Origin of the sequence: Variovorax sp. HW608 (assembly GCF_900090195.1) — a bacterium.
Lineage (GTDB): Bacteria > Pseudomonadota > Gammaproteobacteria > Burkholderiales > Burkholderiaceae_C > Variovorax.
This window is the reverse complement of the sequence record NZ_LT607803.1, coordinates 1,475,032-1,487,527: the sequence shown is the minus strand read 5'-3', so window position 1 is coordinate 1,487,527 and position 12,496 is coordinate 1,475,032. Positions and strand designations below refer to the sequence as shown.

The 12,496-nt window shown below is 63.1% G+C and carries 13 protein-coding genes; 8 read left to right on the top strand and 5 right to left on the bottom strand.

Annotated features, from left to right (window positions below; genetic code table 11):
- Positions 1 to 195: 195 nt before the first annotated feature.
- The 4 genes from VAR608DRAFT_RS06910 to VAR608DRAFT_RS06895 form a co-directional block, all read right to left on the bottom strand.
- The gene (locus VAR608DRAFT_RS06910) at positions 196 to 1,179 is read right to left on the bottom strand and encodes an NADPH:quinone oxidoreductase family protein (protein WP_088953385.1); all 984 of its coding nucleotides are present in this window, start codon (positions 1,177 to 1,179) and stop codon (positions 196 to 198) included.
- Complete coding sequence (locus VAR608DRAFT_RS06905) at positions 1,179 to 2,159, bottom strand: NAD(P)H-dependent flavin oxidoreductase (RefSeq protein WP_088953384.1); 981 nt, start codon at positions 2,157 to 2,159, stop codon at positions 1,179 to 1,181. The genes VAR608DRAFT_RS06910 and VAR608DRAFT_RS06905 overlap by 1 nt, the downstream gene beginning before the upstream one ends.
- 1 nt (position 2,160) lies before the next feature.
- Complete coding sequence (locus VAR608DRAFT_RS06900; RefSeq protein WP_088958657.1) at positions 2,161 to 2,961, bottom strand: enoyl-CoA hydratase/isomerase family protein; 801 nt, start codon at positions 2,959 to 2,961, stop codon at positions 2,161 to 2,163.
- A gap of 125 nt (positions 2,962 to 3,086) precedes the next feature.
- A complete protein-coding gene (locus VAR608DRAFT_RS06895; RefSeq protein ID WP_088958656.1) occupies positions 3,087 to 4,235 on the bottom strand; it encodes an acyl-CoA dehydrogenase family protein in 1,149 nt (382 codons plus the stop codon).
- 232 nt (positions 4,236 to 4,467) lie between these two features.
- Here VAR608DRAFT_RS06895 and VAR608DRAFT_RS06890 point away from each other — a divergent pair, with 232 nt between their 5' ends.
- The 5 genes from VAR608DRAFT_RS06890 to VAR608DRAFT_RS06870 all read left to right on the top strand — a co-directional run bounded on the left by VAR608DRAFT_RS06890 (position 4,468) and on the right by VAR608DRAFT_RS06870 (position 9,001).
- Positions 4,468 to 5,694, top strand: coding sequence for an ABC transporter substrate-binding protein (locus VAR608DRAFT_RS06890; RefSeq protein WP_088953383.1), 1,227 nt, complete (start codon positions 4,468 to 4,470; stop codon positions 5,692 to 5,694).
- Positions 5,695 to 5,724: 30 nt separating this feature from the next.
- Positions 5,725 to 6,498, top strand: a complete 774-nt coding sequence (locus VAR608DRAFT_RS06885; RefSeq protein ID WP_088953382.1) for an enoyl-CoA hydratase/isomerase family protein — start codon at positions 5,725 to 5,727, stop codon at positions 6,496 to 6,498.
- Positions 6,499 to 6,612: 114 nt separating this feature from the next.
- Positions 6,613 to 7,479 carry a glutathione-dependent disulfide-bond oxidoreductase gene (gene yghU / locus VAR608DRAFT_RS06880; protein WP_088953381.1) on the top strand — a complete coding sequence of 289 codons (867 nt, stop codon included), beginning with the start codon at positions 6,613 to 6,615 and terminating at the stop codon, positions 7,477 to 7,479.
- Positions 7,476 to 8,108 carry a glutathione S-transferase family protein gene (locus tag VAR608DRAFT_RS06875; RefSeq protein WP_088953380.1) on the top strand — a complete coding sequence of 211 codons (633 nt, stop codon included), beginning with the start codon at positions 7,476 to 7,478 and terminating at the stop codon, positions 8,106 to 8,108. Before yghU ends, VAR608DRAFT_RS06875 begins: the two co-directional genes overlap by 4 nt.
- Before the next feature lie 209 nt (positions 8,109 to 8,317).
- The gene (locus tag VAR608DRAFT_RS06870) at positions 8,318 to 9,001 is read left to right on the top strand and encodes a nitroreductase (protein ID WP_088953379.1); all 684 of its coding nucleotides are present in this window, start codon (positions 8,318 to 8,320) and stop codon (positions 8,999 to 9,001) included.
- A gap of 136 nt (positions 9,002 to 9,137) precedes the next feature.
- On the opposite strand, the gene VAR608DRAFT_RS06865 is transcribed toward VAR608DRAFT_RS06870, so the two are convergent.
- On the bottom strand, positions 9,138 to 9,425 hold the full coding sequence (locus tag VAR608DRAFT_RS06865; RefSeq protein ID WP_088953378.1) for an FAD-binding oxidoreductase: 288 nt from the start codon (positions 9,423 to 9,425) through the stop codon (positions 9,138 to 9,140).
- Positions 9,426 to 9,487: 62 nt separating this feature from the next.
- Here VAR608DRAFT_RS06865 and VAR608DRAFT_RS06860 point away from each other — a divergent pair, with 62 nt between their 5' ends.
- The 3 genes from VAR608DRAFT_RS06860 (at position 9,488) to VAR608DRAFT_RS06850 (ending at position 12,436) form a co-directional block, all read left to right on the top strand.
- Positions 9,488 to 10,456 carry an amidohydrolase family protein gene (locus VAR608DRAFT_RS06860; RefSeq protein ID WP_157730691.1) on the top strand — a complete coding sequence of 323 codons (969 nt, stop codon included), beginning with the start codon at positions 9,488 to 9,490 and terminating at the stop codon, positions 10,454 to 10,456.
- A 61-nt stretch (positions 10,457 to 10,517) separates the two neighbouring features.
- Positions 10,518 to 11,330, top strand: a complete 813-nt coding sequence (locus VAR608DRAFT_RS06855) for an IclR family transcriptional regulator (RefSeq protein ID WP_088953376.1) — start codon at positions 10,518 to 10,520, stop codon at positions 11,328 to 11,330.
- A gap of 53 nt (positions 11,331 to 11,383) precedes the next feature.
- Positions 11,384 to 12,436 carry a ketopantoate reductase family protein gene (locus tag VAR608DRAFT_RS06850; RefSeq protein WP_088953375.1) on the top strand — a complete coding sequence of 351 codons (1,053 nt, stop codon included), beginning with the start codon at positions 11,384 to 11,386 and terminating at the stop codon, positions 12,434 to 12,436.
- Positions 12,437 to 12,496: the final 60 nt, after the last annotated feature.

Sequence of the window (12,496 nt, the reverse complement as noted above, 5' to 3'; positions counted from 1 at the left end):
GGGGCGGCCGAGGGCTGGCCCCTATCGAGTTTGTCCGTGCGCTGCGTTAGATCTGCGCTCGAAGGCAATGCCAAACGCATTCTGGACCCTTGCGATTGTGACTTCGTGCTCACGAAGCAAACATTCTTCGATCTCAACCAACTCGCCCAACCGGGCTGCGTCAGGATTGAACCGCCGCTTGAAAAGCGGCGGTGCCTAGCCGTTCGTATCCCAATCCAGGACAACGCGGCCTACTGTCGCCGGATCTTGTGCTTGCTCAATTGCCTTGGACCAGTCTTGAGAGGCATACACCTTGGCGATGCGCGGTCGAAGGCCTCCAGACGCGAACATGGCAACGGTTTCTGCCAAATTGGCGCGTGCACGCTCGGGCTCAAGTTCGCGAAACTGGCGAATATCAACTCCGACCAGTGAAGCTCCCTTTAGCAGCGGAAGATTGGAGCGGATCGCAGGGATCTCGCCGCCTGCAAACCCGATGACCAGGTGCCGCCCACCCCAGCGCAAGGTTCGAAGCGCCGTCTCGGTGTAAACGTCGCCAATGGGATCGACGACGACGTCGATGCCGCCCGGCGCCACCGCCTTTACCGCGGAGCGCCACTCCGGCTGCCCAATATCAACGGCGTGATCGGCGCCTTCCTCCTTGGCTAGCCTCATCTTTCCCGCACCTGCAACACCGGCGATGACCGTGGCTCCCATCGCCTTTGCAACCTGTATTGAGGCCAGGCCGACTCCACCTGCGGCGCCTAGTACCAAGACGGTCTCTCCCGCCCGCAAGGCCCCGCGCTTCTTGAGGGCATACAGGGCCGTCGCATAGGTCACGGCAAGTGCCGATGCCGCGCGGGCGTCGACGTGTTCCGGTAGCGCCTCAATGGTCGTGGCGGGCACGCAGGTGAGTTCAGCCCAGGCACCACCCACCGTCATGCCTGTAACGCGTTGCCCGACCTTGACGCTGTCCACTCCTTTGCCCAGCGCCGTGATCACACCGCTGAACTCCGTGCCAGGCACAACTGGCAGGGCAGGCTTGACCTGGTAGCCACCGCGGGCGAACAGAAGGTCCACGTAGGAGATCGCATTCGCCAAGATGCGCACCTGGACCTCACCGTCGGCGGGTGAAGGATCCGGCGCATTCTCCAGCGCCCATTGATGAAGACCATCGAAACCGTGGATACGCAGTGCCAGCATTACCGAACCCCAGTTGCCAAGTTTGAAGCACGAGCGATGGCGGCGCGACAGTCGGCCACCATTCGCTCCAGAAGTTCTGCGCAGGTGGGGACGTCTTGCACCATGCCCACCGTCTGGCCTGCCCAGACCAAACCGGAATTCACCTCCCCGGATTGCAGCGCGGCTCGGCCCCGCTGTCCCGAGACCAAGGGCTGAATATCTTTGAACTCGCAACCACCAGGTCTGCGTTCCGTTGCGACGACTTCATCCGAGACCTCATTCCGAAGAACCCGGCCGGTGTTGTGCAGTGTTCGAAATATCAGATTCGTCTCGCGCTCGCTGGCGCGAACGAGGGCGTTCTTGATTTCGGGGTGAATCGGTGCCTCGACGGTGGCGCAGAAGCGGGTTCCCATGTTCACGCCTTCGGCGCCGAGAGCCAGCGCGGCAGCCATGCCGCGCCCGTCCGCGATACCGCCGGAAGCGATCACAGGAATCCTCAACGCCTGCGCTGCCAAGGGGATCAAGACCAGCCCGCCCACGTCATCTTCGCCTGGGTGGCCAGCGCACTCGAAACCATCGATGCTCACCACGTCGACTCCGTTGCGCTCAGCGGATAGCGCGTGCCGCACGCTGGTGCACTTGTGGATGAGCCGAACGCCCGAAGACTTCATCTTTGCGATGAAGTCTTTCGGGCTGTTGCCTGCCGTCTCGACGATTCGAACACCTCGGTCGATCAGCGCCTCGATGTACTCGGCATACGGAGGCGGCTTGACCGTGGGCAAGATGGTGAGGTTCACCCCGAAAGGGCTGTCTGTCATCTCGCGGCAGCGATCGATCTCCTTCGCGAGCGCATCGGGCGTGGGCTGCGTCAGCGCGGTGAGGATGCCAAGGCCTCCCGCATTCGAAACTGCGGAGGCCATTTCCGCAGTGCCAACCCATTGCATGCCCCCTTGCACGATCGGGTAGCGGATGCCGAGCATCTCAGTGATTCGAGTTTTCATGTCAACGACCTTGGAATGATGGACGGCGCCTTTCGAGAAACGCCGCCGTGCCCTCGGAAAAGTCTTGCGTGGAGGCGCATTGCTGGAAGCACGTTGCTTCGGCCTCGAGCTGTTCTCGGAAGCTGGCGTTGTGGGATTCCCGAATCAGGCGGCGAAGCCGGCCATACGCGAGGGTTGGGCCTGCCGCGAGCCGATCCACGATGCGACGAGTCTCCGACTCCAGGTCGACGGGAGCCACTACTCGGTTGCAGAGGCCTAGTCGCAGTGCTTCAGTGGCGTCGATGTTGTCGGCCAGCAATGCGAGTTCGAGCGCCCGGTGCAGGCCGACAATCCGAGGTAGAGACCAGGACGTCGAACAGTCGCAGCTCGCACCAATCAACGGGTAGGCCACACCGAAGCGCGTGCCCTCCGCAGCGACGATCAGGTCGGCGCCGCCGAGCAGGAGTCCTAGGCCCCCGCCAGCGACCGCGCCTTGCACGCTGGCGACGACCGGAGCATTCAGTTCGGCGAGAAGGCGAAGACCTCCGTGCATTCCGGCGATCAACTGCTCGGCAACACCTGCGGGATTCGATCCCATCGCGGCAATGTCACCGCCGGCCATGAAGGCGCGACCTTCGCCTGAGATCCAGACCACCTGCACCTTGGGATCGATGGCGATTTGCTCGCAAGCACTCAAGAAAGCGCTTGCCATGGCAACGTCAATGGCGTTCAGCGCTTGTGGCCGATTGAAGCGAAGATGGGCGACTGCACCGTCCCGCCAGCACAGAACAGGACCTTCTTCGGGTTTCTCAGGGTATCTCATCATTTCACTCGGTAGTAGGCGCGAAATGCGCGGGGTTGACTGCTTGGCTTCTGGGCTGCACCGGCTTCGCCACTGTGATCGCGCGCTATCTGCCGCACGGCGGTGGGGACTCTGGGCCCTGCCCGTCAAAGTGCGCGCGAGATCACCTCCTTCATGATCTCGCTGGTGCCGCCGTAGATGCGCTGAACGCGAGCATCCGTGTACATGCGAGCGATGAGGTACTCATTCATGTAGCCATAGCCACCGAACATCTGGACGCATGCATCCACGACACGCCCCTGCGTCTCCGATCCCCACAACTTCGCCATCGAGGCCGTCGCCGTGTCGAGACGGCCAGCCACCAGGTCTTCGACGCATCGATCGACGAACGCCCGGCCAACCTGAATTTCTGTCGCGATCTCAGCGAGCTTGAAGCGCGTGTTCTGGAGATTGGCAATGGGCTCGCCAAAGGCACGGCGTTCGCGTACGTAGGCCAGCGTCTCCTCGTAGGCACCTTCCATCGCCGCCAAAGCCATGACTCCGATGATCAGACGTTCGTATGGGAGGTCCGACATCAGCTGCCGCATGCCTTGCCCCGGCCGTCCTCCGAGCAGTTGATCGTCACCGACCTGTACATCGTCGAAGAAGAGTTCGGCGGTATCTTGAGCTTTCAGGCCCACCTTATCGAGCAGGCGGCCCACACGAAATCCAGGACAGTCGAGGGTCTCTACGAGGAAGATCGACTTGCCACGCGTGCCATCGCCGCCGGTCGTCGCTGCGACGACCAAAACCAGTCCAGCCAAATAGCCATTGGAAATGAACGTCTTGGCTCCCTGGAGCGACCAACCGTCCCGGCGGCGCTCGGCCTTCGTTCTGATCCCCTTCAGATCCGAACCCGTACCGGGTTCGGTCATTGCAATTGCGCCTACCAGCTCACCGCTTATAAGTCGGGGCAGGAATTTGCGCTTTTGATCTTCGGTTCCGTGGTTCAAGACGTAGTGCGCCACGATGTTGTGCACGGAGTTGTTCATGCCGGTCAGGCTGCGCCGCGCCATTTCCTCGTAGAACACCGCTTCGTGCCGGAAGTCACCGCCGGCGCCGCCGTACTCCTCCGGAATGTCTGCGCACAAGAGGCCGAGATCGCCTGCTTGGCGCCATAGCGTATGGCCCACGTGGCCCCGCTTGCGGGCCTCTTCATCTTCGGGTGCCACCTGCTCTTCGATGAAGCGAACGACGGTGCTGCGGTATTGCTCGAGGTCGGGGTCGCTCCACGAGCGTCGGAACTGAATTGACATGCAGGCAGTCTCCGCACAACAGGCCATCTGGTCCATCGGCGGAAGCGACGAAAGTTTGCGCCGATCGCGAAATCGTCACTTCTGCCGATTGGATGGCTGCCCGGCTTGCATAACATGCCCCCACGTGGAGCACGCCAAGCGCGCTTGGGCCCAATCTGAAACCGGCAAGCCTGCTTGGCCTCACGGCTTTCATTCACGAAAACTCGCCGGCAATCCGGTATTTGGAGACCTCATGACCAGTTCCCACACCCGTAGAAGGATCGCTTTCCAGCTCGTCGGCCTCGCCTTGGTCGCGTCTCTCGGCAGCGTCGCGCACGCCCAAAAGCGCTATGACACGGGCGCCTCGGATACGGAGATCAAGATCGGCAATATCCTCCCGTACTCTGGTCCTGTCTCTGCCTACAGCACGATCGGAAAGTCCGCGGCCGCTTACATCGCGAAGGTCAACGCAGAAGGCGGTGTAAACGGCCGCAAGATCCAGTTCATCTCCGTCGACGATGCCTACACGCCCTCAAAGACTGTCGAGCAGGCGCGCAAGCTGGTCGAACAGGACGAGGTGTTCGCGATCTTCCTGCCAATCGGAACCGCTCACAATTTGGCCATCCAGAAGTACATGGCGGCCAAGAAGGTGCCTCAGCTCTTTGTAGGTTCGGGAGCCACGCGGTTCGGCGATATCAAGCAAAACCCGTGGACGATCGGGTGGCAACCCACGAACCACGCCGAGGCCGTAGCCTACGCGCAGCATATCCTGCAAACGCATGCCAATGCGAAGGTGGCAATCCTGATGCAGAACGACGACTTCGGGAAGGACTACCTCCAGGGTGTGATGGACGGTCTGGGCGCGAATGCCAAGGGCATGATCGTCTCAAACCAAACCTATGAGACGACGGATCCGACCGTGGATAGCCAGATCGTATCGATGAAGGGCTCCGGTGCCGATACCCTGATCCTCTTGACCACGCCCAAGTTCTCCGCCATGGCGATCAAGAAGGCAGCGGAAATCGGTTGGCAACCCACCAGGTACGTGGTGAGTTCGGCGAGTTCGGTGGGGTCGGTGTTGAAGCCAGCAGGGTTCGATGCATCCAAGGGGGTGATCAGCGCGACCTACCTGCGTGATCCGACCGATCCGGCCACCCAAGCGACCAAGGAATATCAGGACTATGCAGCTTTCATGAAGCAGTACTACCCGGCCGGTGACGTGTCCGACACCTTGAATGTGCTGGGCTACTCGGCCGCTCAGACCCTGGTTCAGACCCTGAAGCAGGCAGGTGACAACCTGACGCGCGAGAACGTGATGAAGCAAGCGTTGAACCTGAACATGACGTTGCCCATGCTGCAACCGGGTATCGACGTCAAGACTTCCCCGACGGATGCGTATCCGATCAAGAAGCTGCAATTGATTCAGTTCAACGGAACGCGCTACGAGCCGACCGGCGGCGTGTTCGGAAGCGCGAAGTAGAAGGCGTGCGGCTGATGCAGGGGGCATAGCTTGGATTTCAGCATCGAGCGAATCGAGGGTGGAGCAGTCTTTACGATTACTCGCCCCGACAGGTTGAATGCCCTCAACCGAGTGGTTTGGGACGGGCTGGAGGGCTGTCTCGATCAACTGGAGCGGCAGAATTCGCGCTTTCTCCTCATCTCTGCGGAGGGGAAGCGTGCGTTCAGTGCGGGTAGCGATCTGAAGGATAACGCCCTCGCGACCTGGGACCAGCAGGCTGCTAAGAACGATCGCGTTCGCAATCTGCTGCTCCGGCTCTCACAGTCGCAACTCTTCACGCTGGCTGCCGTCAACGGTGTCGCCTATGGAGGAGGCCTGGAGCTCGCTCTCGCCTGCACAGTTCGAACCGCCGTCAGCGATGCCACGTTCGCGATGCCGGAGGTTCGGCTTGGGGTGATGCCCGCATACGGCGGCACCCAGTTTCTCCCCGCGGTGATTGGCCGGTCGCGGGCAGCGGAGCTGATGCTCACAGGTCGAACCTTGAGGGCAAGCGAGGCGCTCGAGTGGGGACTCGTCAGCTTCGTGAAGGAAAGCCGCTCGGCAATGCTTGAGCATGCGCTGGCACTGGGCGCTGAAGTGGCAGGCTTCAGCGTCGTAGCGTATCGGAGCATCCTGCGCTGCCTTGCGGCGGCCCATGGTCTTCCGAATCAAGCGGCCATGGATGTGGAAGGCGAAGAGATGAGGAGCGTGCTGGCTTCCGATGATGCAAAGGAAGGCGTGACTGCCTTCGTCGAAGGACGAAGACCAGTCTTCAAGGGTCGGTGAGTGGACATGAACCGCCGTGTCCAAGTCCTCTTCGGAATGGGCCCGGCGGACCTGCTACTGTTGGGTGGAAGCACGTGAGACGTGCGGACCCTTCCGAAGCTAGGAGATCGCCAAATGAACGATGCCACGTCCTACACGCCACCCAGGGTCTGGTCCTGGAACAAGGCCAGCGGCGGCCGTTTCGCGAACATCAACCGTCCGATCGCCGGCCCGACCCACGATCGTGATCTGCCGGTGGGCCGCCACCCGCTGCAGCTCTATTCGCTGGCGACGCCCAACGGAGTGAAGGTCACGGTGATGCTCGAGGAACTGCTCGAACTCGGTCATCGCGGCGCGGAGTACGACGCCTGGCTGATTCGCATCAACGAGGGCGAGCAGTTCGGCAGCGGGTTCGTCGCAGTCAATCCGAACTCCAAGATCCCGGCGCTGATGGATCGCAGCGGGCCGCAGCCTGTACGGGTGTTCGAGTCCGGCGCGATCCTCTTGTACCTCGCCCAGAAGTTCGGTGACGCCTTCCTGCCGGCGGACGCGGCACAGCGCGCCGAATGCCTCTCGTGGCTCTTCTGGCAGATGGGCAGCGCGCCCTTCCTGGGTGGCGGGTTCGGGCACTTCTATGCCTACGCGCCGGAGAAGATCGAGTACGCCATCGACCGCTATGCGATGGAGGTCAAGCGTCAGCTCGACGTGCTGGACCAGCGCCTCGCGGAGAGCGCCTACCTGGCAGGGGACGACTACTCTATCGCCGACATGGCGGTCTGGCCCTGGTACGGCGCACTCGCCAAGGGCCAGCTCTACGAAGCGGGCGAGTTCCTGCAGGTGCAGGAATACACCCATGTCCTGCGCTGGACGAACGAGATTGCCGCGCGGCCGGCCGCGCAGCGCGGCCGCATGGTCAATCGCACCTGGGGCCAGCCCGCCAGCCAGTTGCACGAACGCCATGATGCGGCGGACTTCCAGACACGAACGGAGGACAAGCGGTGATCACCCTCTACGACTGCGCCACGGCTCCGAGCCCCCGCCGCGCGCGGATCCTCCTTGCCGAGAAGGGCATCGCGCATGAAACGGTGGAGGTGGACCTGCGCGCTGGCGAGCAGCTCGGCGAGGCATTCCGCCAAGTTAACCCGCAGTGCACCGTGCCCGTCCTCCAGACGCAGGAGGGCTTGCGATTGACCGACAACGCGGCCATCGCGGCCTACCTGGAGGCACGCTACCCCGAGCCACCTTTGATGGGAAGCACGCCCGAGCAAAAAGCCGAGATCGCGAGCTGGAACTGGCGCGTCGAGTTCGAGGGCCTGCTGGCGATCGCCGAAACGCTGCGCAATAGCTCCCCGGCCCTGGTCAACCGCGCATTGCCCGGCCCGGTGGACTACCCGCAGATTCCCGAGCTGGCCGAACGCGGCCTCGCGCGCATCCAGCGCTTCTTCGACACGCTAGACGCTCGTCTGGCCGAGCATGAATTCATCGCGGTCGACTGCTTCAGCATTGCCGACATCACCGCGGTCGTCGTGGTCGACTTCGCACGGGTGGTGAAGGTGCGCCTCGGAGAGACCCATCCGCACCTGCAGCGCTGGCGCCTGGCGATGGCGCAGCGCCCATCGATGGCTCTCTGAGGCGCCGCGCGCTGGCTTTGAGAACCGCCGAGTCCGTCCATTTCGGTCGGGCTAGATAGGCCTTTGCGCGCACCGGCCTTCAAAGCATGCTGAGGTTGGAGTGGAAATCGTCAGTTAGGACGATGGGAGCGCCTTGCGTGTGTCCATAACATGCTGCGTAGGATTTTGGACTCGGCCAAGCTCAGGTACGCGCCAGGGCGATAGTGAATATGACGAACACAACTCTTTCCGACAGTCTACGCACCATTCTCGACATGCGATTCAGCTGTCGAGGGTACCTCGCAAGGGAGGTTCCATCCGAGACAATCGAAGCGATCGTTGCAATCGCTCAGCGCACGCCGTCCTGGTGCAATTCGCAGCCATGGCAGGTCATCGTCACGGCCCCTGCGGCGACAGACCGCCTACGAGCGGCCCTGCAGACAGCTCCGCTGCTCGCAGACGATGAATGGGAAATCGCACCTCCGAAAGAATATGTTGGCGTCTATCGCGATCGCCGGCGTATCTGCGGCTGGCAACTGTACGAAAGCGTTGGCGTCACGCCTGGGGATCGGGAGGCGTCAGCCCGACAAGCGGCAGAGAACTTCAGGCTGTTTGGAGCGCCGCACGTCGCGGTGATTACGACGGAGCCGCGTCTGGGTACATATGGGGTGCTCGATTGCGGCGCGTACGTCAACAATTTTATGTTGGCTGCGGCGAGCCTTGGAGTTGCAGCGATAGCGCAGGCGGCACTCGCCTCCAAGGCTCAGGTCTTGCGTGAGGCTTTGCCAATTCCTTCTGATCGGCAGGTCGTCTGCGGAATCTCCTTCGGATATGCCGATCCATCGCACCGTGCGAATGCGTTCCGAACTGAGCGTGCTCAGATCAGCGATGTCCTCACCCTTGTGGGGCAGTAAGGGGTGTGGCGGCGTCGTCACATCCTCCTCCGCGCGGCGCTCCTAACTGCACCCCCGCTTCGACTTCCATGACCATATCCAGCGGGTCGACCTCGCGGACCTTGTTGAGTCGGGCCAGCGAAAGCACGAGTTGCCCTCAGACCTCGGAGGGCGTCGCGCCGCCCAGCATTCGGGTGTTCCCGCCCTGCGGGACGATGGCAATGCCGTGTTCATGGCATGCACCGACGCTCGCGCTGACCTCCGCAGTGTTTGCGGGTCTCAGGATCGCCGCGCTTCGGCCCCGGTAGAGGCCGCGCCAGTCCTGGCAGTAAGCCGCGCAGTCGGCCGGATCGGTCAGGTAGCCGCGGTCGCCGAGGATCGATCGAAGCGCCGCACCCAGTGCTGCGGGAAAGGGTCCCGGTTCCGTCTCGTGTGTTGATTGCATCGCTCGATGATGTCGGCGGCGATGGTTGTTGCGAACCTGGCAACGACATGGAGTTTCAACTGATGAAACTTCTCGAATCGCCCGGTGTCGCGTGGAAAGCACCTGCGGCTATCGTCGCCCTGCCGACATTGCAGCGAGAGCAACACCACAGGATGAACACGAGCCCTGAACAGTCCCTGCCGCGCGGAGCGTGCGATTGCCATACGCATGTGTTCCTGGACGAGCGCGAGTTCCCGTACTGGACGCCACGGCGCTACACGCCGCCGCCGGCCTCGATCGAGGCGCTAGTCGCCTTTCATGACGCGCTGGGCGTCGAGCGCGTGGTCATCGTCCAGCCGAGTGTCTACGGACCGGACAACTCGGCGACCTTGAAGGCGTTGCGCGTGCTCGGGCTTGAGCGCGCAAGAGGCGTGGCGGTGATCGACGATGCCACCTCCGACGCGACGCTGCGCGAGCTGTCGGACGCCGGCGTCCGCGGCGTGCGGGTCAATCTGGAAGTCGACGGAGAACGCGATCCCGATCGCGCCTCGGCCTGGCTGCGCAGCGTCGTCGAACGAGTGGGGCCGCTCGGATGGCACATTCAGCTCTTCGCGAGCCTGCCGTTGCTCGGCGCCTGCAGTCCCTTACTCGGGGCCTTGTCCGTCCCGCTCGTGTTCGATCACTACGCGGGCGCGCATGCGCGGCTCGGTGCCCAACAGCAAGGGCTCCCTGAAGTCCTTGCACTGGTGGAATGCGGCAAGGCGTACGTGAAGCTGTCCGCGCCGTATCGCTGCTCGGACGCGCCGGGATACACGGACCTGGATGCGCTGACCCGGCTCTTCGTCGAGCGCAATCCGCAGCGGCTGCTCTGGGGCAGCGACTGGCCGCATCCGCAACCGGGCGTGAGGGCGACGCCCGAGGAGGTTTGCCCGCCGTTCGACGTCGACACGCAAAGCGTGCTTCGCAACTTCACGGGCTGGGTCGGCGACGCGGCGACGCTTCGGATGATCCTCGTCGACAACCCGGCCCGGCTCTACGGATTCGATGCGTAGCGCGATCCTACGCACGCGCACCGCGTCTGATCCCCCGAAGAGGAAACGGAGGCCCGCGCCCATGGACATCGTCGAACTTCTCGAACAGCCGCCGGACGCCAGCGGTGAGCGTCCCGGCACGCGGAGCCTGGGGCGGCTCATCAAGCTGATGCGCATGGTCGCGGCCCGGCCGCAGTTCGGATGGAGGCTGTCGGATCTTGCGGCGGCCTCCGATCTTGACCGGGGAACGGTGCATCGCATGCTGGCGTTCCTGGTGGAAGAGCGGTTGGTCGAACAACGCGCGAGCGATCGTCACTATCTGCCTGGGCCGCTGATGTTCGAACTGGGACTGGCGTTGCCGGATCACATGAAGTTCCAGCGCCGTGCGGAAACCCTGGTCCATGCGTTCGCCGGCCGCATGGGCGGCGTGGGTGTGTTGCTTTTGCGCAGCGGCAATGAGTATGTGTGCAGCGTGCGCGCGGGAACGCTCCCGCTCTCCGGATCGGTGCTGTACCCGGGCACGCGGCGTCCGCTCTTTACCGCGGCCGGGGGCGTGGCGATCCTGCAGACCCTGCCGCCGGACGAAGCGAAGGAAGTGTTGCTCGACAACGTGGCGCAGGAGATCGCGCGTTGTGGGAAGGGGCGGCTCGCGGCGCTGCGGAAGATGCGCGAGCGATCCGACCGACACGGATTCGGCGTCAATCTCGGCGATGTGGTGCCTGGCGTCCACGCGTTCGGTGTGCCGGTACTCGATCGGAACGGTGACGCCTTTGCCTCGATCGGCCTGCTCGGTACGCCTGAGATCTACGACCGGGATAGTGTTCCCGCGTTACGAGACGAACTGCATGAAACGGCCGACGTGATCGCTTCCGAAGCCCGAAAACTCAACCTCTGATCTCGCCCGGGCGTCATGACGGCGGGACCCACCGAACCAAGAAGGAGTAGCAAATGACGAGAGTGTGTTTCGTAGGCGCAGGCGCCGTCGGCGGCTATCTGGGCGCGCACATGTCGAAGGCGGATGTCGACGTGACGTTGGTGGATGCATGGCCGGAACACGTCGATGCCATGCGCAGGAAGGGACTGACGGTTCGAGGGATGAACGGCGCCGGGTCCATTGAGACCCCTGTCCGGGCGCTGCATGTGAGCGATGTCCCGCAACTGGTGCGCGAAAAGCCCTTCGATGTTGCGTTCATCGCGGTCAAGTCCTATGACACCGAATGGGCGACGCAGCTCGTCCTGCCGTATCTCTCGCCGACAGGGTGCGTGGTGTCGTTGCAGAACGGCATCAACGAGGAAACCATCGCGTCGATCGCCGGATGGTCCCGCACGCTTGGCTGTTCGGTCAGTGCCTTGGCTGCCGAACTCGTCGAGCCCGGCCTGATCGTCCGCAACTCGCCGTTGGGTGACGAGAAGAAGGCCGGACTGCGCGTGGGAGAGCTGCACGGCCAGGACACGCCGCGCGCACGTTTGATCTCCGGACTGCTTGCACATGGCGACACTTGCAAGGTGACGTCCAATCTATGGGGCGAGCGCTGGTCGAAACTCACGATCAATGCGATGCGAAACGGCGTCTGCGCACTGACGGGAATGACCGGCAAGCAGCGCGATACCAACGAGGTGTCGCGCGAACTGACGGTCCGGCTGGGGAGCTCCTGCATACGCGTCGGGCGCGCGCTCGGTCTTGCGCTGGAGCCGGTGGGCGGTCTGGACCTGGAGCTGCTGGCGCGCGCGGATGAGGATGCTGCTGCGCACGAGACCATCACGCGCATGATCATGGAGGTCGCGAATTCGCGCAGCGACGCCCAACGTCCGTCGATGGGGCAGGACATCCTCAAGGGGCGGCGCACCGAGACCGAATACATCAACGGATTGGTGGCGCGGCGAGGCGAGGAGGTCGGTGTCGACGTCCGGATCCACCGCCGGGTCAATGAGGTGATCAAGCGCATCGAAAAGGGCGAGCTGTCGCCGAGCCCCGCACTGCTCGCCGAGATCGTCGACTGACGGGCCGCATGTCGCAAAGCGGCTCCGGGCGAAAGTTCAACATGTGGAACTGCGCCCGTT

Coding starts and splice junctions, on each gene's coding strand:
- VAR608DRAFT_RS06860 (WP_157730691.1), top strand. CDS start 9,488: ATGAAACTTCTCGAATCGCCCGGTGTCGCGTGGAAAGCACCTGCGGCT.
- VAR608DRAFT_RS06900 (WP_088958657.1), bottom strand. CDS start 2,961: ATGAGATACCCTGAGAAACCCGAAGAAGGTCCTGTTCTGTGCTGGCGG.
- VAR608DRAFT_RS06895 (WP_088958656.1), bottom strand. CDS start 4,235: ATGTCAATTCAGTTCCGACGCTCGTGGAGCGACCCCGACCTCGAGCAA.
- VAR608DRAFT_RS06855 (WP_088953376.1), top strand. CDS start 10,518: ATGGACATCGTCGAACTTCTCGAACAGCCGCCGGACGCCAGCGGTGAG.
- VAR608DRAFT_RS06865 (WP_088953378.1), bottom strand. CDS start 9,425: ATGCAATCAACACACGAGACGGAACCGGGACCCTTTCCCGCAGCACTG.
- VAR608DRAFT_RS06870 (WP_088953379.1), top strand. CDS start 8,318: ATGACGAACACAACTCTTTCCGACAGTCTACGCACCATTCTCGACATG.
- VAR608DRAFT_RS06850 (WP_088953375.1), top strand. CDS start 11,384: ATGACGAGAGTGTGTTTCGTAGGCGCAGGCGCCGTCGGCGGCTATCTG.
- yghU (WP_088953381.1), top strand. CDS start 6,613: ATGAACGATGCCACGTCCTACACGCCACCCAGGGTCTGGTCCTGGAAC.
- VAR608DRAFT_RS06910 (WP_088953385.1), bottom strand. CDS start 1,179: ATGCTGGCACTGCGTATCCACGGTTTCGATGGTCTTCATCAATGGGCG.
- VAR608DRAFT_RS06890 (WP_088953383.1), top strand. CDS start 4,468: ATGACCAGTTCCCACACCCGTAGAAGGATCGCTTTCCAGCTCGTCGGC.
- VAR608DRAFT_RS06905 (WP_088953384.1), bottom strand. CDS start 2,159: ATGAAAACTCGAATCACTGAGATGCTCGGCATCCGCTACCCGATCGTG.